Here is a 26,902-nt window from a genome sequence, read left to right as displayed (position 1 = left end):
TCTGTCGATGGCACTCCGTCAACCATCAAGGTCACCATTAACGGCACCAACGATGCGGCGACCGTCAGCAGTGCGACTGTTGCGGTTGATGAAACGGACAAAGCCATCACGACTTCAGGCACCCTAACCAGTACTGATGTCGATAACCCCGATAACGCCTTCACCCCAGACTCAATCACAGGGACTCACGGTGACCTAACCATTGATGCCCATGGGCATTGGGTATTCACCGCCAACAGCGCATTTAACCAACTGAACGTTGGCGACAAGATCGAAGAAACCTTTACTGTTGCTTCTGTCGATGGAACTCAGTCAACCATCAAGGTCACCATTAACGGCACCAACGATGCGGCGACCGTCAGCAGTGCCACTGTGGCTGTTGATGAAACTGACTCTGCGATAACGACCTCTGGCATCTTAACCAGCACCGATGTCGATAATCCAGATAATGCCTTCACACCAGATTCGATCACAGGCACACACGGTGACTTAACCATTGATGCCAATGGGCACTGGGTATTCACCGCCAACAACGCATTTAACCAACTGAACGTTGGCGACAAGATCGAAGAAACCTTTACTGTTGCTTCTGTCGATGGGACTCAGTCAACCATCAAGCTCACTATCAACGGTACCAACGATGCTGCGACCGTCAGCAGTGCCACTGTGGCTGTTGATGAAACTGACTCTGCGGTAAGGACCTCTGGCATCTTAACCAGCACCGATGTTGATAATCCAGATAATGCCTTCACACCAGATTCGATCACGGGCACACACGGTGACTTAACCATTGATGCCAACGGTCACTGGGTATTCACCGCCAACAGCGCATTTAACCAACTGAACGTTGGCGACAAGATCGAAGAAACCTTTACTGTTGCTTCTGTCGATGGGACTCAGTCAACCATCAAGGTGACTATTAACGGAACTAACGATGCCGCGACCGTCAGCAGTGCCACTGTGGCTGTTGATGAAACGGACAAAGCCATCACGACTTCAGGCACCCTAACCAGTACTGATGTCGATAACCCAGATAACGCCTTCACCCCAGACTCAAGCACAGGGACTCACGGTGACCTAACCATTGATGCCCATGGTCATTGGGTCTTCACCGCTAACAGCGCATTCAACCAACTTAACCTTGGTGACAAAGTTGAAGAGACATTCACAGTCACCTCTGTCGATGGCACTCCGTCAACCATCAAGGTCACCATTAACGGCACCAACGATGCGGCGACCGTCAGCAGTGCGACTGTTGCGGTTGATGAAACGGACAAAGCCATCACAACTTCAGGCACCCTAACCAGTACCGATGTCGATAATCCCGATAACGCCTTTACACCAGATTCGATCACAGGTACACACGGCGATCTAACCATTGATGCCCATGGTCATTGGGTGTTCACTGCCAACAGTGCATTCAACCAACTTAATGTCGGTGACAAAGTTGAAGAGACATTTACGGTTGCTTCTGTCGATGGCACACCATCCACAATTAAAGTGACCATCAACGGTACGAATGACGCAGCAATGGTGAGCAGTGCGACTGTGGCAGTTGATGAAACTGACACAGCAATCACGACTTCAGGTACTTTGACCAGTACGGACGTGGATAACTCGGACAATGCTTTTACCCCTGATTCCATCACAGGTACCCACGGCAACTTAACCATTGATGCCCATGGTCACTGGGTGTTCACGGCCAACAGCGCCTTTAACCAACTGAACGTTGGCGACAAAGTTGAAGAGACGTTCACGGTCACCTCTGTCGATGGCACACCATCGACTATAAAAGTGACCATCAACGGCACTAATGATACGGCTACGGTCAGCAGCGCGACTGTGGCGGTTGATGAAACGGATAAAGCCGTCACCACCTCTGGCACCCTGACCAGCACCGATGTCGATAACCCGGACAATGCCTTCACCCCTGATTCCATCACAGGTACCCACGGCGACTTAACCATTGATGCCCATGGTCACTGGGTGTTCACCGCTAACAGCGCCTTTAACCAACTGAACGTGGGCGATAAGGTTGAAGAGACATTCACGGTAACGTCAATTGATGGCACCCCATCCACGATTAAAGTGACTATCAATGGCACCAACGATGCAGCGACCGTCAGCAGCGCAACTGTGGCTGTTGATGAAACTGATTCAGCGGTCACGACTTCAGGCACCCTGACCAGCACCGATGTCGATAATCCCGATAACGCCTTTACACCAGATTCGATAACAGGTACTCATGGCAACTTAACCATTGATGCTAATGGTCATTGGGTATTCACTGCAAACAGTGCATTTAACCAACTGAATGTGGCCGACAAAGTTGAAGAAACATTCACGGTCACCTCTGTCGATGGCACTCCGTCAACCATCAAGGTCACCATTAACGGCACCAACGATGCGGCGACCGTCAGCAGCGCGACTGTGGCTGTTGATGAAACTGATTCAGCGGTCACGACTTCAGGCACCCTAACCAGTACCGATGTCGATAATCCCGATAACGCCTTTACACCAGATTCGATAACAGGTACTCATGGCAACTTAACCATTGATGCTAATGGTCATTGGGTATTCACTGCCAACAGCACCTTTAACCAACTGAACGTGGGCGATAAGGTTGAAGAGACATTCACGGTCACCTCTGTGGATGGCACTCCGTCAACCATCAAGGTCACCATTAACGGCACCAACGACAAAACCGTGATTGGCGGCGTTACAACTGACTCAGTTAAAGAAGACATCGATCCTGGAGTTAACTCTTATGGCAACTTTGGTGTTAGTCGCTTTGCTGGTACACAATGGCATCAACTGACGGTTACCGACATTGACAATAACGTCGATCAGGTTGACATTGAATTTGGCGGTAAAACTGTCACTTGGCAAGTTGGCTCGCCTCTTGATATTCAGACTAATTATGGCAAGTTCGAGCTAACAACATATTCTCATGGCCCTCACAAGGGGGAGCTAGTTTGGTTGTATAACGGCGATAATCGCAACCCGTCGATTCAAGGGTTAAAAGAGGGCGAGTCTTTACACGAAAGTATCACTTTAGTTGCGCCAGATGGCACTCGCCAGTCCTTATCTGTCGAAATTAAAGGCACCGAAGATCACGTTATAATCGATACACTCAATCATCTTGGGGATGTGATTGAAGATCAAAACACGGGTGCACAAATTACGGGGCAATTACTCGCACATGATACTGACACACATGACTCTGTAAGTTGGACTGTCACCCAAACTGCTGGCAAATATGGTGAGTTTTCAGTTGATGCCGATGGTCACTGGCACTACGTGGTGGATGAAGCAAAAGCAGGTGCTTTAGGGCAAGGTGATGAGTGGAACGAGCATTTCACCATTGAAGCGTTATCGACTGATGGAAGCAAAGTGAGTAAAACGGTCACTGTCGTCGTGCACGGTAGTAACGATGCTCCAACGGTGACAAGTGGACTCGTTCTGACACAAGGCATTGAAGATAAACAGGTTATATTAACCCAACAGGATTTGTTAGCCCATGCCAGTGATAGTGACCGCAACGATCAAGGCTGGCTAAAAGCCACCCACTTAAGCGCCGACCATGGTTCAATCAGCAGCAATGCCGATGGCAGTTTCACCTTCACGCCAGAAAAAGACTACAACGGAGATGTGCACTTTACCTATGATGTCATTGATCGCCACGGCGGGGCTACGCACACAGACGCAACGATCAATTTAGTTGCTGTCAATGATGCTTCCGTACTTGCGAATGCGTTATCTAGCAACGAAGTAATTGAAGATCATCTTAGCGGTTCCTCTTCTCATACGTTAACTTCTTATTGGAAAAATCTAGATATTACTGACACCGATGGTCAAGCAGATGCACAAATTGTCAAAATTGAAGTTAATGGTGTTGAGCATAGCGTCCCCGCCAATTTTGCAATGACTTTACAGGGTGATCACGGTTCATTTGTTACCACTCATGGATTTGATGGACATAATAAATGGCTTTATATCGCAGATAATAATCACCCTGAAATTCAACAATTAAAAGATGGTCAAAGTCTCACCGATCACATGACGTTGATCACCGCAGATGGCACACGAATTCCTATTACAGCGACGATTAAAGGCACAGAAGATAGCGTTATTATCGATACACCTGATTCGTTAACAGCATCGATTGGCACTGCCATTGAAGATCAAAAAACCACGCTATCAGGCACATTACAAGCACACGATGTTGATAAAGATGATAGCGTGCATTTTCAAACGCAGAATTTAACCGGTAATTTTGGCAGTTTCAGTGTCGCGACAGATGGTACTTGGCATTACCAATTAGATCCGGCCAAAGCACAGCACTTAACGGCGGGACAATATCAAACAGAAGGATTTGATATTGTTGCCATTTCAAGTGATGGCTCTACAGCAACAAAACATATTCAAATAAATGTACAAGGTAGCAACGACTCTGCGATCATCGCAGGTGTCGATACTGGTTCAATTACTGAAGATCGGCACGTTTTCCCCGATTCGATGCATCATATTCAAGTGACCGGAAGCCTTTCTATATCCGATCCAGATGCTGGTGAAGATCACTTTAGGGCGTCAGGGGTATTTGGACACGAAAAAGCTATCAGTGACCCCTTCCAGGGAGAAATGCACATCGACCGTCATGGCAATTGGGATTACGTCCTAGCAAATGGCAATCCAGCGGTACAAGCCCTAAAGCAAGGTGAAACTAAAGATGTCATCTATGAGGTTCATTCTGCGGATGGCACGTCTCACCGCATTACTATTACCGTTACGGGCACTAATGATGCTCCGACTGTGTCATCGTCAGTCATATTGGCTACAGGAAAAGAAGACACGACTGTGACCTTGCAAGCTTCTGATTTGCTAGCCCATGCCAGTGATATTGACCATAACGCACAACTGAGCATACATAATTTGTCTGCCGATCACGGACAAATTGTAGACAACCACGATGGTACTTTTCGTTTTACACCTGACAAGGACTATAACGGTCCAGTCCAGTTTAGTTACCAAGTGCAAGATGAGCATGGGGCGTCTATACCACAAACCGCCTCGATGAACTTGGTGGCAGTGAACGATGTTGCAACGATTTCAGGTGATAACAGTGCCTCTGTCACTGAGGGCGGTTCACAAGGTGCTATGCCAGATTTGACGGTTCCCCAAGGGGCTTGGCTGGCCACCATTTCTGCTGGTTTTGACTTTCCACCGGTGACCAAAAACGATCCAAACGCTGGTCGTTGGTATTCTGTAGGCGGTGATGAGGGTCCGGCAGGTGGTGCTGCACAGGGCTTGGATCTGCAGCATGGGTTTTGGGTAATGAACATGGGAGACCCAAATTATGGTGTAAATGGCTATGCAATGTTTACGCGCGGGACAAACAGTGCCACGGCGCATTTTAATGGTGTGACCGATGATGCCCATGGTGACTTGCATATTACTGATCCAGATGCGACCCCAGACACCTTTGTTAATGTACAAAACCAAATAGGAGATCATGGTTACGGTACTTTCACTATGAAAGATGGTCACTGGTCCTTTGTGGCTGGTGATAAAGCCACATCCTTGCCAGATGGCGCAAAAGCCCAAGAAACCTTTACGTTTAGAACCCACGATGGCGTGACCCATCAAGTGACAGTTAATCTAACGGGCACGGACACCCCTTCTGAATTTAAAGGGGATTTTTCAGGAAACTTAACGGAAGGAAATGTGGGAGATGTTGCTACGGTGCACGGCAGTATTTCCATCACCGACCCAGATACGAATCAAACGCCAACACTGCCAGATATGCCGGCCACATCAGGTGACAACGGTTACGGTTCTTTTACGATGGTCAACGGACGTTGGGAATACACGCTTGATCAAAGTAAAGTGCAACATGTTGGCGCCCAAGAGAATGTACAAGATAAGATCACGGTGACCGCCAGTGATGGAACCAAACATGACATTGTAGTCACAATTCTGGGAACCAACGATGCGCCAGTTGTTAATGGGCAAACCTTTATCACGCCGCAAAATGGTAATACACCTATCGCTTTACGTGATTTGCTGGCTAATGTTCACGACTCAGATACGTATGACAATCAGCATTTAAGTGTCAGCCACCTACAAGCGGACCACGGCACCATTACTCCTGATGGCCATGGAGGTTATCTTTACCATCCTGAAAATGGATACAAAGGGCCGGTAGACATCAGTTATCAGGTCACCGACCCTGAAGGAGCTTCAGTGTCTGTTCATGCCAGTATGGGCAGTGCGCCAACGGCAAGCTCCGGGATCATTCAGATGCATGAAGATTCCCCACATACCTTTACTGCTGCAGAGTTCAGTGCGGACAATTTTGATCAGCTCACCATCAGTTCTTTACCTGATGTAACACACGGCACTTTGACGTTCAATGGGCAGCCTGTGGCAGCTGGACAACATATCGACACAGCCCACATTGACCAGCTTGTTTTTACACCAGCGCAAAACTACCACGGTGATGCCAGCTTTGGATTTACCGTGAGTGAAAATGGCATGCAGTCGGCAGCGGCTTCAGGTCATATTACGGTAGACAGCGTCACCGATGCAGCGTCGATTTCGATGCATCTGAGCGCGACTGAAGCAACCATGCAATCAGGACAAGGGAATGGGCTTGCTGTTACCCGCTTGGATGGTTCTCACCTTACCCATCAGACTTCACCAGAATTAACCGCTGAAGTCGTGGTTAAAATTCCTTCAGGCTCACACCTTAATAAAGAATCCGTTTTAATACAATTTGGTAATGCTGTCGCCAAAGGTGAACAACAAGGAGCTGCAGCAGTATGTAAAATTTATTCAGACGACAGTCATACCAACACGTTAAATACATTTACGGTCACCAACCCACAAAACCTTACTATTTGGCTACCGGGACATAAACCAATTCAAACAGGTATTGATATTACTCAAAACCATGATCCACATCGACTCACCTTCTCAGTAAATACTGCATCGCATAGCGCCACTGTTTATCAAGATGGTCAACCTGTCTTTCACACCAACAGTGCTCAGATATGGCATGATAGTGATTTAGGCATGAATAGTTACAACACTGCTGGAGATGATGCACAGATTTTTGGAAATCCTACCTTTTGGTTTAACCACCAAGGTCGTGGGGGAGACCATATACCAATCTTTATTGCAAAAGCAGTAGGACATACTGGGGTTAATTTAGGTGATGGATTACACCCACTGATGAATGAAAATGGGCAGGTAATGTACAGCGATGGGCAGATGAAAGCGCCTGCGAGTGATTTAAGTGTGCAAGCTGTATTTACCAGTGCTGTCATTATGCAAGGAGAAGTAACAGCCCAACAGGTAGCCTCTGGACCATTAAGTGAATCAACACCAGGAATTGGTTCTGGCAGGGTTTTACTGGAATTAGGCATCCAAGGCGGGCAACTAGTCGATCATACAGGGCACCAGTCTAACGCATTAGAACATCACTCATTGAATAGCCCACTAATTGGCGGTGACCCGCTCCATCATGAACTAAATCTGGATGTACAAGCAACCGATCCAGACGACCATGTAACCAGTGTTAAACTCTCAGGTTTGCCCGACGGGACAATGCTTGATGATGGCCATGGACACACAGCAACAGTTCATAATGGCAAAGCTGTCGAAGTGCAAGATTGGTATCGTTCAAGCATTGGTGTCGTGCTTCCTAACACAGCACCAACTGGAGATGTCCGTTTACATGTAGAAGTAACAACCACAGGCCCGGATGGCTCCACGGCAACCAGCACGGCTGATAATACCAGCATGCACGTGAGTGATGTGATGACGGACACCGCTCCAGATATTATTCAATCCATTATGCTCGGGGACGAAGATCAAACCTATCACTTTAGCGTGCAAGATTTCGGTTATAGCGATAAAGATGGTGATCCCTTAGATCACATCACTATCACTCAATTACCAGAGCCTGCTCATGGACAACTGCTCATCAATGGGCATGCCGTTACTGCAGGTCAGGAGATTCCTGTTTATGATATCGGGAAGCTGCTTTTTCAACCTGCCAAAGATTTTAACGGAGATGTAGACTTTCAGTATAGTGTTAGTGATGGTCTAAAAGATTCAGCGCCTTCTCAAGGGACCTTAACTATTGCTCCTGTGGTTGATGTGACTATTAAGCTTTCACCCGCAAGTGATTTAGGTTCATCTAACACTGATAACCTAACCAACGATGCCACTCCAACCATTACCGGACACACTGACATTCCATATTCTCAAGTGACGATATACGATGGTTCAAAACCCGTTGGACACGCGGTATCTGATGCTTCAGGTCAATATAGCATTGTGGTCAATAGCTTAACCGATGGCAATCATAATCTATCCGCTAAGGCATTAACTCCTTCATCCGGGATATCAGCAACATCTTCGTTCCTTTCTGTACACATAGATACGCAAGTACACGTTGGAATTCAGATGGACCCTATCACAGCTGACAGTGTGATTAATGCTCAAGAGTCCAACAGCTCTATCAATATCACGGGAGCTGTTTCAGGTGATTTTAGTATCGGCGACATCGTTACTTTAGATGTAAATGGAGCACAACATACTGGTACAGTAGATGCAAAAGGACACTATTCAATTGCCGTCCCAGGCAGTGAACTCATTGCAGATGCTGATCAACAAATAGAAGCATCAATAATGGTAACGGATAGCGCGGGCAATAGTGTTCATGCCGTGACTAATGGCGCATATCAAGTTGATACACAAGTTAATCTACCGACAATTACCTTTGAAAACCCTGGACCTGATGGACTTTATAGCAAGGCTGAAATAGCCCATGGGCACCCAAATACAGTCACCGCGACAATCACACCACCGGGTGATGCTAAGGTTGGCGAACATCTCGTTGTTAATGGACAAGATCACGTACTAGATACCCATACACTCCAGCATGGGTTACGAATTGAAGTAAGCCCAGACTCTCAAGTACAAGTCACCATGACAGACGAACACGGAAATACAGCGGGTAGCCAAGGTGTTGCCGCCAGTGCAATCCCAGAGCCGATTGTTGTTAAACCGCCATCTGGAAGCCATCAAGTGTCCGGTACACTTGGTGTTCCGCCTCTTGTCCCATCTCAAACGCCAGTCCCATCGGCGCAAAACGGTTGGCGTATCCACCTACCTAATGGTCAGTATGTAACAAGCCATCATGGGCAATATGGAACGTTAACCATTGATCCTCAAACCGGTCATTTACATTACCAAGAGCAAGCACAAGTCCACACTGGACCACATGGCAGTGCTTCAGGTATTGGTCAGCATGAAGATAAGTTCGAAATCGCACTGCAAGGGACAAATCAGGATGAGGTGGTTGCCCACGTAAACGTTCAAATACTCAGTCATGGACCAGGGCATAGTGGCAAACTTACGGTTGGGACTGAGGTGGTAGATATGACGATCACACCTGTCACCCATTCATCACACCCTGCTCCACCACCGCCACCTCCAGAGCCGCATGATATTCCAGGTGTAGATTCACAAGCGAGCTTTACGGTCACTCAAAGTGATGATAGTTATCAAGATTTAACTCAACATGTACATCAAGAATCCGAACAGAAAACCAGCCATCATGGTGCTGCCGCTTACTTAGATGCTCTAGGCATCAAACCGGATGTAACATCTCCGGTTGATCACGATCAACCTGCTGATATCGACATTGTACTTGCACAAGTCGACCAACAACATGCGGTAGATTACGATCAAGCGCATTTGGATATGTCGGATGCACTTGAACACCATGATACGACAATTGACCACAACCAAGATGATGAACATCACCATCACAATGACGTAGACGGGCTGCCGGATATCGATCCTAATAATTAACTAACAACGATACGAAGCAAAAGGGAGCAAATGATGTGCTCCCTTTGTTTACTTCAGATCGAGACTACAGCTGGATAGTACCACTGCATTTTGAGTATTTACCTTTCACCAAACGCGACACTCACATTAGTATAAATAGGCTTCCAAAGGTACTGGAACACAGACTTCTCTCCAGTTGTGATGTCTACCTCACCTGTCATACCTGGCAAGATAGAGAAGCTCTCGGGGTTATCACGAAAATATGGTGTTTCGATTGATACTACTACTTCATAATAGATCTCGCCTCGTTCACTTTGACTTGTTGTCGGTGAAATACTTTCAACCTCTCCCTTTAAAGCACCAAAGCGACTGTAATCAAATGCATCAATCTTGATTCGAGTCGGCTGCCCTACGCTTACGAAACCAATATCTCTTGGCGACAAACGCGCTTTAAAATCAGCTTTACCACCGACAGGAACAATTTCAACCACCGTACCTCCTGGCTGAATAACACCACCATTCTGTGTACTTGGCAGACTTTGCACCAAGCCTTGTAGTGGCGAGACTAACATAGTGTTAGTCAATTTCGCTTGGCTTGAGCGTACTCTTGCATTTAAAGCTGATAAGTCGGACACAGCTTTAGACCGATCTTCACTCACTTTCGCCTTTGCCTCGGCAAGAAGCTGTTCTATCTTTTGCTCATTGCTGTCCGCTTGCTTAATCAATACTGATTTCTTACCACGTGCTTCTTCTATTTTTTGTTCGATACTGGCCAGTTTTTGGCGCATTTCAAGAACTCTTAAGCGCGAGATATTTCCCGCTTTATACCCTTTTTCCAGTATGTTCAGTTCTTGCTTAGTGGCATTCAGCTCTTTTGTGTAGCTAGGTAGAGACTTTTCTACACTACGAAGCTGCTCAGCAAGCTGCTCACTATCCTTTTCAAGAACAATACGTTTCTGAAAGTACAGTCCTTTCTGAGCATTTAATTGCGCCTTTTGCTGGCTCACGATCTCTGGGAAATCAATTTCAAACTCACCAAAATTCGGCTCACGGTTATCAAGTAGAGCGTTCATGCGCTCAATACTAGCTAATAATGTCACTTGTTGAGATTGCAACTCTTCAAGAGCGGTACGCTGGAACGTAGCATCAAACTCAACAAGCGGTTGACCTTTCTCTACCAATTGACCTTCTTTGACTAGAATTTGTTTTAACTTACCACCAATTTCACTTTGCAAGACTTGCTTCTCACCCTCTGGAATCACCGCCCCTTTTGCTTTAGCGATTTCATCAACTTGAGTGACCACAGACCAAATGACAAAAGCAATCACACATAAAGCAACTGACCACGTAGCCATAGCCAATGTACGAGCCGTATTTTGTGATTCGACAAGCTCACCATAGCGCTTGCCAGTCTCGATAGTTTTTTTAGCCATTAGCGACTCCTTGCTTTGACTCTACTTTTTGCTTTGGTAACTCTTGTGTGTCAGATAACTGCTGCTCTTGAGACTCTGATGGCTGCTCGAGAGGACCTGCATAAACCACAGCACCCTCGTCTAACACCACGACTTTATCAGCGAGCTTAATCAAGTCAGGATCATGCGATGTATAGATCACCGTTGCTTTTCCTTTCTTCATCGCCAAGAACTCACCGAATACACGTTTAGCATTGGGATGGCCATCAGGCACCGGATTATCCATTAGGAACATCGGGTAGTCATAAACCAAAGCTTTCGCGTCAATAAGGATCTGAGCGACAGTGCCTGACAACATATCAAACAGGCTATCCGGTTGGATGCTGCTGATAGAGGTATCCAACCCATCTGGTAATGTGGAGAACCATCGCTTACCGCCAACCATATCAATGGCAGATACCATTTTCTGCTCCTCCACTTTATGTCCATCGCTCAACCACTCTCGAATACTCAAAGTGAGTAAGTCAGGGTAAGCAGCGCGAATGAAACACCAGTGTCGATAGAGCTGCGGATCGTACTGAGCAAGGTTTACCCCCTTAAGCTCAACCATGCCGTTTTGAATAGGCTGTAAACCGGACAACACTTCAACTAATGTCGATTTGCCACTGCCTGAAGGACCAGTTATCGCGACAATATCGCCCGCTTCAACATCAAAACTTACCCCATTCAATGCAGGGCGACTCTGTTTAGGGTAACGGAGAGTCACTTGGTCTAACTTCAAGTTCGGAGCAACCGTTGGCAATGGATGATGCTGGTAACTGAATTCACGTTCAGACGGCTGAGACAAAATACGATTTACCTGCAGTTTGGATTGATTAAAGCTATTAAAACGCATCGCGCTGTTGGCCAACACCTGCGCAGGCCCAGTCACTTTGGAAATCAACATCATTGATGCAATCAAACCACCGGGCGTCATCACTTGCTCGAAAATTAGTCCAATACCTAAGCCCATAACAGCCAGTGTTGAGCCCACTCCGATAAAGTAGTAAATCGAGGTGTATCGACTTTGCAGAACCGATTGATTAAACGTAACCGTAGAGGCAAGCAGATTGGCTTTTTGGAAGCGTTGAATCCAGTGCTCTGAAAACCCAGCACTGCGAATAAAGGCAAGCTTGGACGACAACTCATTCGTCATATTTTGACGATTCGTGCCGGCTACCGTCGATTGCATTGACCGCTTACTACTCGAACGTATCGAACGCTTAGCTAACAGGTAATACAGAACCAAAGAGACAATTGGAACCAGTACCAACCAGCCACCTAACACACCTATCGCCAGGACAAAAATGGCAATGAAAGGTAAGTCAAACAACGCATTACCGAGTGGTCCTGATAACACACCTGAAATACGCTCAGATAACATCACTTGGTTCTGTTGACTAGACGAGGCCGTTTGCTGGTTTTGAGCATAGCTATTTCTTAATAGTCGCTGCACAAGGGACTGAGATATCTCGCGACTTACTCGGTTAGACACAGAAGCAAACACTCGACTGCGCAATGTTCTTAACCAGCCCATCATCACAAACAACAAAGCAGCCCCAATGGCAATTCCTTGTAGTTCATGCCCAGCATCGCCACCGATTACATGGTCATAGATCGACATAGTGATGAATGGCACGGCGAGTGCAAACAAATTGGTGGTGAAACTAACCAAAAGTAATTTAGGAATAATGGGACGAAACGCATGTAACCGTTCGCCAACCCAGTCCGGAGAGGCCTTCTCCAACGGTGGGCCTTCTATAACAATACAAAATTGTGGAATATCCATAACGTCTTCATGGGCATCAGAAGCAACAAACTGCTTTGATTCTAGATGCCCTGAAACCAACTCACTTTCACCAATGACCAGTAAGACTAATTTGTGCTCGCCTACGTCATCTAAGTTGGATACCAAACGATATGGCAATGCAAGCCTGTCAAACAAGGCAAACATATCGTCTAATGAGTCAATGCCATTCTCATCGACCCATTGATGGGCAAACAACTGGATATTCGCGTTAACTTCCAACTGCTTAAGAACAGAAAGGCTCTCTGTTTCTAGATGATTCATCATCTCTTGTCGGCCGCTCGTTTCCACACGGTTACTAGCATCTAAACGATTCATGCAACAGCCTCCTGCTTACTTTCACTGTCTTCCGTAATGGCGAGACTTTCCACCGTAATGGTTCGGCTTGCTATTTCGCGAAGTTTTGCATGGTAGCTCACCATCAATATGGCTCGCCCTGCCAATACTTCTTCTTCCAGCACCTTAACCAGGTTACCGAGAGCATTGAGATCGAGCGACGAATCCGGTCTTTCTAGCATGATAACGGGCTTGCCACTCGCTAATTGAGCCGCAATATTGAGCATTTTAATATTGCCCATACTCAACAAAGAGGCACTCGTATGACCAATTTGTGTTTCTAACCCATCAGGTAAACGGGTAATTTCTTTGGTTAATCCTAAGCGCACAGCATAGTCATTGGCGCTTTGTGTTCTCTCAGGATCAAAGCCACACAAATTGTCCAGAATCGTACCTGAGACTAACTGCCCTTTAACCCCGCAGTAAGCGGTGGCTTGAGCGACAGATGCAATAGAAACGGCTTCGCCATTGATGAAGCACTCACCCGCGGCTAAATCATCAATCCCTGCTATCGAAGAGAGTAAGTGACTATTGGTGTGACGATCTTCACTCTCCAATAACACCAGTTCACCTTTATTTAGCGTCACATCCGCACTAGCGAGTTCACCATATCTTTCAACAGTGGCTTGCTTGATTTCTAAAGTCTCAAAGTCAGATAAGTTAAGCTCAGAAACCGCAGACTCAGACAGTAATAAGTCTCCTAACTTTTCTATTGCCTGATTAGCACTATGTATTGAATTAAGCTTGATTCGAACCCCAACCAGAGCGCTCAGAGGCGCAACAGCTCTACCCGATAAGATGGAGCATGCTGCTAACCCACCTGTGGTTAACTGGCCATCCAATACCCACAAGCTCCCGGTAATCACCAACAAAACAGATGTCGCCAGTGCTGCAAGCTGAATACACTCTTGAGCGAAGGCATTCTGCTCTTCTTCTTTGGCTTTGGATTGAGATCGGACATTATTGAGCGATTTAAACTGGTTAAAAATTCGAGATTCTACAGCCTGACGTTTAATACCCTGAATGGTTTGGCTAAGAAGAATCAAGAAGGCTTTTCTCTCCTTCTCATCTTTAGAAGCTTCTTCACTTAAACTTTTCACGCGGATAGAAGACAGCCAAACAATACCAAGCGTAATGAGCCAAACTGCCAAAGGTATCGCCACTAGCTCACCGCCGATATAAGCCACCAGCCCGAGAAAGATCAATGCAAAAGGCAAGTCGATAAATCCAGAGATTATCCCACCAGAATACCAATCCTTAACTTTGGATACTGATCCTAGTCCCTCTTCGACACCACCCACACCGAGCTTACGAAGGTGGCCTGATGATGCAGTGGTCACTCTTTTTACCAAAGTTTGGTAAGTGGCTTTTTCGGTATTGCTGGCCGCCGCAGACAAAAGCCAAGTGCGAACAAAACGAATGAGTGCTTCCATGCCTACAGCTAGTGTCGCCCCCACTAAAAGCAGTGTGGCCGTACCATAACTTTGATTGGGAAGAATGCGATCGTAGATCTGAAGAACCGTTAATGGAACGGCTAATGACAAGAGGTTAATAAGTAAAGAAGGCAGTAAGACTTTCCTTACTACCCCTTTGTTTTTTACTGACGTTACAGGCATACACAATCCTTATCCATGCTTATGAAATAAGCTTGGTACATACTTCAAGGTTCTGCAAGGTAAGAAGCTGAATTTAATATAGAAAAGTCAGTTCACTTAACCACTTTAACTTCGAAGATATTGCTGAATATCTACCGCATCAACCTGACTCGAAGTCATAAATTCATCGGCAAAGCGTTTATACACTCCAGACGTAAGGAATAACTCGAACAAATCTCTATCTAGATGATTGTCTTTAACCATAAAACTCATAATTCGAATAGATTCTGACAATGACTTCGCTTTTTTATATGGTCGATCTGCACTCGTTAGAGCCTCAAATACGTCCGCAATAGCCATTATTTTGGCTGTTGTAGGCATATCTTCCCCTTTTAGTCCCATTGGATAGCCTGTCCCATCTATTTTTTCATGGTGTCCCCCAGCTATCTTAGACACATTACTCATGTGTTTTGGAAAAGGTAGAGACTCAAGAATCTGGATGGTTTGAATGATGTGATCGTTGATAATGAACCTTTCCTCGTCGGTCAAGGTCCCTCGTTGGATAGATAGATTGTATATCTCACCCATATTAGCTTGGTGTATGGTTGGCTTAAGAGTAAATCGTTCTTCGTTGGTTGGAGGAAAGTCCCAAGGGACTATGTGTTCAGAACGATCACTTAATAACGGCTCACTAATCGGAAGTTCAAGCTCATCTTCATAACGTTGCTTTTCAGCCCAAGATATACCCATGGTTTTGCTTAGGGTTCTTGTCCAAGTGTGCGCTGCAATCTGATTTAGACGCTCAAGAGCTTCATCATCCACAAACTCACTTCCAAGGTTGAGATTTGCAATAAACTCAAAGTCATCATCAATTTCTAAATGACGTTGCTTTAATCGCTCGTTAAACTCATCCGGCAGTTGGGCTATATTTTCCTTGAGTAAGCTTATTTCACTCTCTCTTTTAAGGACTTCAAAACGCATTCGTATCTCATGGATACGATCATAAATCGTTTCTAGTTTCGTAGCCTTGTCCACGACATGTTCTGGGGTCGTTATCTTGCCACAATCGTGCAACCAACTTGCCATGTTGAGCTCATCCCATTGCTTAGAGTTGAGACTAAAATTACGGAAAATCTCATTTTCAGATTCTTGTGCAGCCTGCGTTAACCATTGCGTAATGATTGGCACTCTTTGGCAATGATTCCCTGTGTACGGAGACTTTTTATCTAAAGATCCAGCAAATACTTGAATAAAGGAGTCTAACAATGCTTTTTGGTCGTCAAGCATGTTGTGTGTTTCTATCGTAACTGATGTAAAACCTAACAACGTTTTTAGGTAGTCAGCATACTGTTCATAATGTTCTTCGGCTCTACCATTCTCATACAAAACACCAAAAGAACCGATGACCTCTCCTGAACGTGATGAAAGCGGTATACAAATAATTTCTCCGTTGTCTCCCTTATCCCATTGAAGATCAATTCGCGGAAACTCGTTGACATTGAAAATAGCAGGTTTCTTTGCAATAAATATCTCTTGAATAAAACGACTTGCATCTGATACTGGCACATTCTTAGCTTGTAACTTGTCATCTTCAATACCTTCCCACCAGATGAACTTTGGAACTAAGCTTTTTTCCTCAACATCTAACAAGTAGAGAAATACGCCATTGGCGCCAACAGCGTGAGCAGTATCTCGACACACTAAACTAAGCATCTCGTCCAGGTTTTCTTGTCTCGCAATGTTGTTTGTTAGAGAAATAAACTGCTTGATCGTTTCTTGCGTCGACATTTGAGCATGATTGAGTTCATGAATTTCTCGAATAACACTATCGCCCAAAGAGGTATCATCAAACCTAAAGCGTTCTATTTCTAACGCTCTTTTTGTTACTCGTTGAATGGGCTTTGAGATATATGTAGAAACCACATAGATGACTGGCAACATGAGAATCAAGATTAGGAGAGACGCATAGATTGTTTGATTTTTGATTAGTAAACCAGTATCGAATAAATCTGCAGTTTTAGTCGCCATCAGCAGATGAATATGCTCACTATTCAAAGGCTTAATTGTGACAACCTTCCCAAGCCAGCTCTCTCCCTCAAATTCAAACTCCCCCAACACTCCCTGACTCTGCTCCTTGTCTTCATCTATTAGCTTTAAGAGCACGTCGCTTTTCAAATCACCTACGGTTGGATTGTGAGTATCGTTTAAACCTTGATTTGCAATCATGGCATAAACATCACCTTCATCGTTGTACAAGGCTCTCAATGATGAATTGGTTGATAGAGTGTCCTTCAAAGAAGACTGCAAATCCTCCAATAACACGTCAGCAACAACAACGGCGCCATCATCGCTCTTTCTAAAAACAGTAATACCAAGCAAGTCCTCTCCCAAAATAGGCATCGGTTTAGAAACCTTGTTTGAACCGCTGGCAGCCAAGTTTTCCCATTTGGGAATATTCCCTAACAAACTCCCATCACCTAAATCTATAGGGTGTGTTTCTCGAAACTCACTATCAAGCCCCTTGGTATATAGCGCCGTACCTTTGGTATGTATAAGTAAATACCGAGTACTTTGGTCTACCTCAAAGTGCTGACGTACCGCTTTCTTTTCAAGGTGAATGACTTTAAATAAATCACCAGATGGGTAGTAAAAGGAATAGGAAACGATGTGGGGAAATTGCTCTAAGAGGTAGGTGATCTTAGGCAGCAACTGCTCCCTTTCTTCGAGAGTCGTTGCTTGACTTTTCTCACTTTGAGCAAAAGAGCTTAATGCAGAGAAGGCCGTGCTGTAATGGCTATCAAGTTTGTATCTTGTCTCTAATTCAATACGATCAAAGAGCTTGCTGTTCGCTTCTAGAATGAGTGTAGAAAGACCTTTATTAGTAACAAAAATCTGAACTCCGGAGGCTACGACAACGATGAAAAGAATGATTACCGTGAGATGTATGTGTATTGGTAGGACCTTTGTACTTTGTCTCATTATTATTTACCCAATTTGATGATCACCTGCTTATAAAACAATAGTATCTAATTGGATTAATTGTATATTTTCTTCGTTGCATTACACGTTAAAACTAAAGAGATAATCGTTAATAAACGTATTCAACTTGATTTGCTATGACAACTCTACTTTGTCACCACGCACTATCTGATATATGGCTATATTTTTCTCGTTTAGAAGCCTTACGACATCAGGCACACATTGGATAGGCATCGCAAGCTCATACCCAAATTCGAGGTGTAAGATATTCATTGACTGAGGGGAACCAACAAACGATTCAAGGACACCAAGAGCTACCCCTTCCCACTCTCCAACTTCAAAGTAGACTCTATATAAATCTTCGCTATAGTCTCTCGGCGTTCCACTTTTCATATCTTGAATCCTAATAATTTGCTTTATTTTTGAATATTCGATTTAAACTGTCATTCGTATATCACTTTGCTACGTTACGCCCTGATGCTAATCAAAACCTAACGTAGCGAACAATACTCGAACTAACTACACCAAGCACTAGGCGCTGCCCGTCTGTTTAAACCCTTCTCATAAGTACATTTCATCATAAGCTTCAATTACTTTAGAAGCTGCACTCATGTCATTTTTACCATTAAACTCATGCTTAATCGCGACGACTTCACAACCGCTCGATTTGCCAGCCAAAATCCCAGCAGTCGAGTCTTCAAAAATCACCGTATTCTCTGGAGTGGCATTCAGCTGCGACAAAGCTAAATTATAAGCTTCAGGATCAGGTTTGTGCTTAGTCACATGCTCTTGAGTAATGACAGTTTCGAAAGCTTCTGTAAGATTTAACGTATCGAGGATGTTGTCCACCATCCATGTTGCCGCAGAGCTAACAACACCACACCTTTTCCCTTTCTTGTTTAATTGTTCAATATACTCTTTTGCGCCTGTATTTAATTCTAAGTTATCTGATAAAAGACGCTCGTAGTGAGTACGAAAATGGGAATTAAACTCTTCTAGCTTTGGATAAATCGATGCTGCTTCAAAGAAATGTCCTGTCACTACTGACCAGCTTTCACCCATCACATCCTTATAAATGTTAAAATCAACCTCTGAGCCATAATCTGCGCACGCTAACGCCAGCGCCTTCCCTTTTAGCGGCTCCGAATTCACTAACGTCCCATCCATATCAAATAGATACACTTGATAATCTTTCAAAGTACTCTCCACGAAAAAATCTATAGTTTTATATACACACAGGATACCTAGTTCCACAAGAATGGCTTTAAAGCTGTTTATCGACTAACTGACTATAACGATTGTGTTTGCCAACTTGTCTCCTAGCCTTTGTCTTCTTTTACCAAGAATGAATACTGCGTCAAGCATGCCGATAAGTGGCGTAAGCACATTGCGGAAAAATGATTGTGGGAAGCTGCAACTTTTCCCTGTAACCGAATCAATGACCGACATGCCCAATAGCTTCTTTCCGATGCTCTGCCCTTTCGCGAAGCCATCAGAAAGCAGGAAGTAAATTGCAGCTACAAAGAAGGCAATTAAACTTGCAGTTTCTTGGGACAAACCGATTAAAGTAATCGCCCAAAGTAAAAATATAAAAATTGAAATGCTAATTACGCCGTCTATGAGTTGACCTAAATAACGTAAGCCTGGACTTGCAAGCATGTGTGACTCGATAATTGAGTCTCCATCTATCTCCATTTAATTCTCTCCTTGTAATTTAGATATTGAATATATTATTCAAAGGCGTGTTAATGAGTGAGTTAACGCCGAGACCAAAAATAAAACACTTCAATATAGATACGAAAATAAGCCTGAACTAGAAGACCAAGTGCTTGTTATCATTCTAACTTCCTTTGTCATGTTCGGTGGTTTTAAGGGTAGTGAACCAAAAAATAAAATCATTACTGAAGGCAAGAGCATAATTGCGGTATAGAACTTAAGGTATTCTTCACTGCTCACGTATGAACCGAATGGATCAAGGATCCATAATCCACACAAACATATTAAAGCCCAACCTCCACTAACCAGCAAGAAAGACATGATCATTGGTAACGTAACGATCCGGCCACTAGAACCAATATCATCTCTATCTCTGGTACCAAAATAACCGAGACCAAGTAATCAGCAAATGGCACCAATTATTCCTGTAACCCCATTAATTACCTCCCAACCCATAGAACCCTTCCTCCCAAGAACATAAAGCCGCATAAAGTGACTAATGGCATCTATAAAGCCAAATACGTAATACCGCGCTAAGTGAAATTACAGTGTATGTCAAATAATTATGAAAGCCTTGTTGTTTGAATGCATGAAGCGAGTTTAAGTCATTTTCTTAAATAATTTACCTCGTAGAAAACTCAATACCATTTGTATTAGAATCTAAAATTAAAACATGTATTAAATCTTGACATAACAACAAGCAATCCGTTTCTAAAGCGATATTATTAAGCATATTTTCCCATCTTTAACTACCGCTATAATTTGTAAAAATCAAGGTTCACCACAGTTTACATTTATATACCTTTTTACTTTTTCAATACGATGTTTCATTCCAGAAATTCGACGTTTCGCCTCGTCAGAATCCAATTAATTTTCATATAACTCATGCAAATCGTCCAAGCTTTTTGTATAAACACTTACTCTATTCGATGCCTGAATACAATCTTTGCTTGATTCACTAGCATTAGGTTTACAAGCAGTCAAACCAAGTAAAAAACTAAATAACACTAATTGTTTCAATATAAGAACCTTACAAAGTCTATGAGAATTATCATAGCACTTTGTGTTGTAGCAAGCGCCTATTACTCTGAGGCTTGAAAGCCAACAATCTCAGAACACCTAACTTCTGCATAGCGAGTCGCTTGCTTTATTGTGTATTCTTGCCCTTTAGATTGTAGCTGTGACAATAGTGTTGCCTGTCGATTGCCAAACCCAGTTCCCATTTCAAAGCTATCTTCTTTACTCAAAAAATTAAAATCTAATTCACCATGTTTCTCTTTGGCGTTATCCATCCCAAATAAGAAAATATCATTATATATACAAGTACCAACTTGAAACCAATCAGTTTTTGCTGCAAATGCTACACTTGATAACATACAAAGAGCCAATACTTTTAAAAAACTCATCCAAATACCTACTTATTTTAAACAATAATTAAAAACAATAGTTCAGCATCAAGGTATGAACATCACAATACCTAAGCTTAGGCTTTGGCCCTAAACACCATAATTAAAATAAATTTCAAACACAAAGCACAACTAATCACTCATTTGAGTCTTATCAAATTTATACTTATCGGCAATATAACGAGCTGAGTTTTCAATATATGGAAATACAGTACTTTCATTGATATTTAGTAAATCAAGCTCTTTTAATAATACTTTTTTGTTAGTAATAGTAATCCGTGATACTTTAATCTCCTTAGTGCCTTTTTCATCAAATATCACTTCGTGACCAAACAATAAAAAAGCCCCTGATTGGGAAGTTATTCTTTCATTGTTCTTCTTACCTTTTACGCAAATTACTTTTCTCATATCTTTTGGATCGATAGTCCCTTCAAAAAACGGCTTCTCTTCTTTTATGAACTGCAATAAGCTTAAAATCGATTTCTGATTATTAAAACTCTTAACATCTAAATTGAAATCAATTTTATTCTTTTCGTATATAGGCAACCTTGAAAGGTTAGAAATACAACTAGCCAAATCAGAATCAAAATATTTTATGTTACTTCTTTTAACGGAAAATATTATGACTTCTCCCGGTTCATCTGAGGCCCCTTTACATGCAAAATATAATGCAATTAGAGGGTTTGATGTTATATCTAACAACCTCGTAGGCAATGAATAATGTTGCATTCTAACCAATCGGTCCAAGGTATAGACATCTGAAGCGAAATCAGATGAATTTGATATAAGAAGCTCTCTGGAAATAATGTGCTCCACATCACGATAAAGATAGTTCCCCTCTTTATCTTTCCTGAAAAGTGAAGGTTCTAGTTTGTATTTATCTTTACTCGAATGCCCTCTATAGAAAGTGTCACTATCTTTTTCATATTGATAAGACAAGACTTTCGAAATAAAACCCTGCAACTTTTTAATGGTTTGAGATTGAGACTTTTCCGCTCTTGGTTTACCTGCTACAGAAATGTCTTGTACATTGCTTAAAGATATACCTTGTTCTTTTAATCTCGAGAAAAGGTCCTCATCTTTTACTGCCCAATGAGTTCGGTTCATTTCCCAACCGCGTATATCTAAGAGCTCTGAAATAGGTTCGATGTTGGCGAATGGTATGGGGTTAACATCATGAGAAATTTGAAATTCAATTAATACTGTTCTATCTCGTTCTTTAATCGACGTTAAGTATCCAATGTAAACCTCATGCCTCTTTCCTTCATAAGCGAAAAGGCAAGGATAACTTTTTAATAGTTCGATATTTGAACTATTTAAATTTTTAAGTGCTTCAGCCAACTTTTGGTTTGTGTATTCAAGGAATCGACTTCGATCATATTGATAATGATTCTTCTCCCAGGCCCCATTTTCAGCAGTTACAAATAAATTATACATTTAATGTTAAACTCCAATAAAATTCATGCACTATTTAGGAATTGAGAAATGCAATACTTTAGGATCCTCATACCAACCTAATTTCTCAAACCAATACGTAGAAAAATGCCATATCTTTCTAATCAATATTCAAGAATCTGTTAAGACTAAAATACCACTACTGCTCGCAACTTCTTAGACACACCACGACACAAAACATCTTTATTTTTGCCCCTACCGTGTACAACCATGCCCTTACATGATAAAAATGGCTTCCATTTTTGCCCTTTAGTTGGTCGTTTTACACCTACATATCGATTACATTTAGGACATTTTAAAATATCTTCATCATCGGAGTTACTTTTCAGAGTTTCGACAACTTTTGCTAACTTTTCTTTCAGAGATTCAACTGATTTACAGACATATTCTGTTCCGATACAGTCAAAAAGATGAATATTTACTTCTTCATACTTTGTATTATCCATATCGTTAGCAGATGGATTCCAGAAAAACGAGCAATAGGCAGTCACTTCCCATCCATTTCCTAGCTTATATCGATAATCATCACCAAAACCACTCGTATTTTTAAGTTCAAAACCAAACTTTGTTAAGATCGGGTTTACTTTATTTTTGTCAAACATGGCACAACTTCCTCTCTTACCCTAACCTCGCTTGATCAACCAAGCACTTTCTATGTCCCCTTACAATGCAGTCTTTACCATTTCTATTCCACCAACAACCGAGAAATCGGACATGACGATGAAAAATTATATTGCAACTTTATGCATAACTGTAGCAATGCACCTCCTACTCACTCAAAAAATAATGTAAGGAAAAACAAGAATAAAAATCGATATCCGTTTCTTTTATTCCACGCACTTTAATTAACAAGAAAAGTATCAATAAAATATATTGAAAGCATATCGAGCCTTGAATGCGGTTATAGTACGGGTATGTTTAATTCTAATTTCGGTGCAACTTGGTGGTTTGAATTTTGATATCAGACTTATTCGTAGCTTGAGAGAGTTTACTTCTCACTGTACATATTTATGCGTACTAAATTGAAACAGAAAGTCAGTAACAGAAGTGTGTTGATTGCGCTTTATGCAATGTAGAAGCCATACAGGCTAGGAATATAAACAGAAGGTAGCTTTGAAAAGGGGCAGCAGAGAAGATAAAAATCGCCTCTTCATGAAAAGTCATAAACTCGCAGGAGTTTAAGCCATGAAGAGGCAATATCATTTTATGGCAGTATCAACAGCTTTCGATATTCAGCCGACTTACTCTTTACCGAATACGTTATTCTCTTGCTCTTGTACGCGGATGAATGTAGTACGCTTGGTTAGCTCTTTAAGCTTTGCTGCACCTACGTATGTGCATGTTGAGCGAACACCGCCAAGGATGTCTTGGATAGTGCCGTGAACACTGCCGCGGTAAGGTAGAAGTACGGTTTTACCTTCAGCTGCGCGGTAGCCAGCAACACCACCAGAGTGTTTGTCCATCGCGCTCTTAGAAGACATGCCGTAGAACTTCATGAACTTCTCACCGTCTTTCTCAATCACTTCGCCGCCTGACTCTTCATGACCAGCCAGCATGCCGCCAAGCATTACGAAATCAGCGCCGCCGCCGAATGCTTTCGCTACATCACCTGCACATGAACAGCCACCGTCGCCAACGATCATACCGCCAAGGCCGTGTGCCGCATCGCCACATTCAATAATTGCAGAAAGTTGCGGGTAACCAACACCAGTTTTAACGCGTGTGGTACATACAGAACCAGGGCCGATACCCACTTTAACGATGTCTGCACCTGCTAGAATCAGCTCTTCACACATATCACCAGTTACGACGTTACCAGCAGAGATAACTTTGTCTGGGAATTCAGCACGAACGCGCTCTACATAATCAACTAGATGTTCTGAGTAACCATTCGCGATATCGATACAGATGAAAATGAATTCATCTGACAGAGCCATAATGTCTTTAGTTTTTTGGAAGTCTGCGTCCGATGTACCCGTAGACACCATTACGTTGTTTAGCGTTGTTTTGTCTGCTGATTTTGCAAACTCTGCCCAGTCTTCCACTGTGTAGTGTTTGTGAACAGCAGTCATTACACCATGCTCTGCTAGTGCCTTCGCCATGGCAAAGCTACCAACCGAATCCATGTTAGCTGCGATTACAGGTACACCAGACCATTGACGGCCACTATGCTTGAATGTAAAATCGCGGGTTAAATTTACTTGAGAACGGCTTTTCAGGGTAGAACGTTTCGGGCGAAACAGTACATCTTTAAAACCTAACTTAAGTTCTTGTTCGATACGCATTGTGTAATTCCTTGATTCATATGTATATGTGTCACCTCAGAGTGCGTAGTGAAGTCGTTGGCAGACGAGTTCACTGTTCTTCGGACACAAAAAAACCGGAGCGTTGGCAGACGCTCCGGTTTTCAGCATTATAGGCCGTGATTTATTTCCTACAAGTCTGATATTTGAATTTTTTTTGTGATACCATCTTGGAAATCGCATATCAAAAACACCCTCCAAAACCTCCAACTCACAACTTAATCAGCAATATCAAGTAGTTAAAATCAATCTTTATGTAATCCTTTGCGCAAACCTTTGCGTGAAATTCATGACAGACTACCGTACAACCCCGCATAAACGATTAAAATTACGCCAAACGAGTTCTTCACGCTCTATTAATCAATAATATTTTCTTCGAAATTTTCACGCTTAACGTCACTTTTTTGAGCTTTTAAGAAGACTTTTTACAAACGCTGAGAATTAATTGCATGCCGAAGCGACTCAATGACATCAGTTGCCAATAGTCCGACTTCACCATTTTGTTCAACGCTTAAGTCTGCAGCATTACTATGGAGAATAACACCTAGACGTGCAGCAATTGCGATAGGTAAACCTTTAGCCAATAGCGCTGCTATCACACCTGAAAGAACATCTCCCATTCCTCCACTAGCCATCCCGGGATTTCCAGCCAAACAAACATACATACGTACACCATCATATATCAGTGAACCAGCCCCTTTGAGGACAATGACACCACCATAGTGTTCTTGGAGTTGTTTCACCGCCGCGAAGCGATTTCGTTCTATCTCTTTGGTTGAAACATCGAGTAAACGTGCAGCTTCACCTGGGTGTGGTGTCATAACGCGCTGCTCGTCTCGTACAAATGCCACATCACCATTTTTATTCAGCATCGCAAGAAGGTTCAAACCATCAGCATCAACGACCTTGGGTTTATGTTGCTGAGATAGCATTACATAAGCCAGATACGCCCATTCATCCACGCCAAAACCTGGGCCAAAGGCTAAAACATCAGCCCACTCCGCTCGTTTAACTAGTTCGTTATCGGTATCTTTGAGCTGCTCTAGAGTAATACTCTGGCTCATGACTTCTGGTGAGGCGACCTGTAAAGGTATTAAAGAATTCGGATGGGTTATGGCGGCCGTTAAGCCTGCTCCTGTGCGAGTTGCCGCTGATGCACATAACCGGATCGCTCCAGACATTCCTTGGTTACCACCCACGCACAGTAACTTACCGTTGTCACCTTTATGGGCCGTTGGATTCGCTTCTGGCCACAATCGACTAATTATTTTCTGATCAATGCCTAGAGCGCTTTCATCAGTGATAGACTGGAACTCTCGCTCAACACCCAATCCAGCAAAATGAAGCTCCCCGACGTTCGAGCGCGCTTGCCCAGTACAGAGTCCTTGTTTAACACCGATAAATGTAACGGTATGGTCGGCTTTAACGGCATGCCCTAATACATTACCTGTATTGGCACAAAGACCTGATGGAATATCAATAGAAATGACGGGGCATCGTATACGGTTGATCTGGTCAATGTACTCACTAAGCGGTTTCTTAACGTCCCCACTTAGACCAATGCCTAGTAAGGCATCAATAATGACATCCGCTTCAAACAGGGCTTCCTCCCAATCATTCCAGTCTGAATGCCTGCCATCATTAAGAACCCATTCTTGGAAAGCGAGTTGGGCGTCACCCTTGAGTGCTTCTTCTTTTCCGGCTTGAAAGACTGAAACATCAAGTTGTGCTTGTTGTGCGAGCGTCGCAAAGACATACCCATCACCACCGTTATTGCCTTTTCCGCACAAAACAACCACTTTCTTCGCTCTAGGGTAAAGAGTTTGAAAGCGTTCGTATACTGCCATCCCCGCACGTTGCATCAAGCTATACATAGAGATGCCCGCCAAGCGAGCAGCCTCCACCTCTCCGCTTTTCACTTGCTCTGCGGTGTAGAGTTTCAACGCTAAACTAAAGTCCATATCATCAATCTGCATACCGTGTGCCCTAT

The 26,902-nt window shown here is 43.4% G+C and carries 13 protein-coding genes; 1 reads left to right on the top strand and 12 read right to left on the bottom strand.

Going from position 1 to position 26,902, the window contains the following annotated elements; genetic code table 11:
* A partial coding sequence (locus ACTS60_RS08000; RefSeq protein WP_440887808.1) for a VCBS domain-containing protein occupies nucleotides 1–9,885 on the top strand: 9,885 nt, incomplete at its 5' end.
* A 98-nt stretch (nucleotides 9,886–9,983) separates the two neighbouring features.
* Here the strand turns inward: ACTS60_RS08000 and ACTS60_RS07995 are convergent.
* The 12 genes from ACTS60_RS07995 to ACTS60_RS07940 all read right to left on the bottom strand — a co-directional run bounded on the left by ACTS60_RS07995 (nucleotide 9,984) and on the right by ACTS60_RS07940 (nucleotide 26,873).
* On the bottom strand, nucleotides 9,984–11,297 hold the full coding sequence (locus ACTS60_RS07995; RefSeq protein WP_440887807.1) for an HlyD family type I secretion periplasmic adaptor subunit: 1,314 nt from the start codon (nucleotides 11,295–11,297) through the stop codon (nucleotides 9,984–9,986).
* Nucleotides 11,290–13,440 carry an ABC transporter transmembrane domain-containing protein gene (locus ACTS60_RS07990; protein ID WP_440887806.1) on the bottom strand — a complete coding sequence of 717 codons (2,151 nt, stop codon included), beginning with the start codon at nucleotides 13,438–13,440 and terminating at the stop codon, nucleotides 11,290–11,292. The genes ACTS60_RS07995 and ACTS60_RS07990 overlap by 8 nt, the downstream gene beginning before the upstream one ends.
* Nucleotides 13,437–15,074 carry an ABC transporter transmembrane domain-containing protein gene (locus ACTS60_RS07985; protein ID WP_440887805.1) on the bottom strand — a complete coding sequence of 546 codons (1,638 nt, stop codon included), beginning with the start codon at nucleotides 15,072–15,074 and terminating at the stop codon, nucleotides 13,437–13,439. Before ACTS60_RS07985 ends, ACTS60_RS07990 begins: the two co-directional genes overlap by 4 nt.
* Nucleotides 15,075–15,179: 105 nt before the next feature.
* The gene (locus ACTS60_RS07980) at nucleotides 15,180–18,032 is read right to left on the bottom strand and encodes an HD domain-containing phosphohydrolase (protein WP_440887804.1); all 2,853 of its coding nucleotides are present in this window, start codon (nucleotides 18,030–18,032) and stop codon (nucleotides 15,180–15,182) included.
* A 135-nt stretch (nucleotides 18,033–18,167) separates the two neighbouring features.
* Nucleotides 18,168–18,425: a hypothetical protein gene (locus tag ACTS60_RS07975; protein ID WP_440887803.1), complete on the bottom strand. Its 258-nt coding sequence runs from the start codon at nucleotides 18,423–18,425 to the stop codon at nucleotides 18,168–18,170.
* Between the two features lie 168 nt (nucleotides 18,426–18,593).
* The gene (locus ACTS60_RS07970) at nucleotides 18,594–19,241 is read right to left on the bottom strand and encodes an HAD family hydrolase (RefSeq protein ID WP_440887815.1); all 648 of its coding nucleotides are present in this window, start codon (nucleotides 19,239–19,241) and stop codon (nucleotides 18,594–18,596) included.
* Nucleotides 19,242–19,313: 72 nt separating this feature from the next.
* On the bottom strand, nucleotides 19,314–19,727 hold the full coding sequence (locus ACTS60_RS07965) for an RDD family protein (RefSeq protein ID WP_440887802.1): 414 nt from the start codon (nucleotides 19,725–19,727) through the stop codon (nucleotides 19,314–19,316).
* A gap of 1,103 nt (nucleotides 19,728–20,830) precedes the next feature.
* The gene (locus ACTS60_RS07960) at nucleotides 20,831–21,154 is read right to left on the bottom strand and encodes a hypothetical protein (RefSeq protein WP_440887801.1); all 324 of its coding nucleotides are present in this window, start codon (nucleotides 21,152–21,154) and stop codon (nucleotides 20,831–20,833) included.
* A 132-nt stretch (nucleotides 21,155–21,286) separates the two neighbouring features.
* Nucleotides 21,287–22,591 (bottom strand): FRG domain-containing protein, encoded by a 1,305-nt coding sequence (locus ACTS60_RS07955; RefSeq protein WP_440887800.1) that lies wholly within the window; start codon nucleotides 22,589–22,591, stop codon nucleotides 21,287–21,289.
* A gap of 146 nt (nucleotides 22,592–22,737) precedes the next feature.
* A complete protein-coding gene (locus tag ACTS60_RS07950) occupies nucleotides 22,738–23,211 on the bottom strand; it encodes a hypothetical protein (RefSeq protein ID WP_440887799.1) in 474 nt (157 codons plus the stop codon).
* A 639-nt stretch (nucleotides 23,212–23,850) separates the two neighbouring features.
* The gene (locus tag ACTS60_RS07945; RefSeq protein ID WP_010451329.1) at nucleotides 23,851–24,894 is read right to left on the bottom strand and encodes a GMP reductase; all 1,044 of its coding nucleotides are present in this window, start codon (nucleotides 24,892–24,894) and stop codon (nucleotides 23,851–23,853) included.
* A gap of 443 nt (nucleotides 24,895–25,337) precedes the next feature.
* The gene (locus tag ACTS60_RS07940; protein ID WP_440887814.1) at nucleotides 25,338–26,873 is read right to left on the bottom strand and encodes an NAD(P)H-hydrate dehydratase; all 1,536 of its coding nucleotides are present in this window, start codon (nucleotides 26,871–26,873) and stop codon (nucleotides 25,338–25,340) included.
* Nucleotides 26,874–26,902 lie beyond the last annotated feature (29 nt).

Origin of the sequence: Vibrio sp. WZ-1 (assembly GCF_052037695.1) — a bacterium.
Classification (GTDB): Bacteria; Pseudomonadota; Gammaproteobacteria; order Enterobacterales; family Vibrionaceae; genus Vibrio.
The sequence above is the reverse complement of the archived record's forward strand: the minus strand, read 5'-3'. Positions and strand labels throughout refer to the sequence as shown.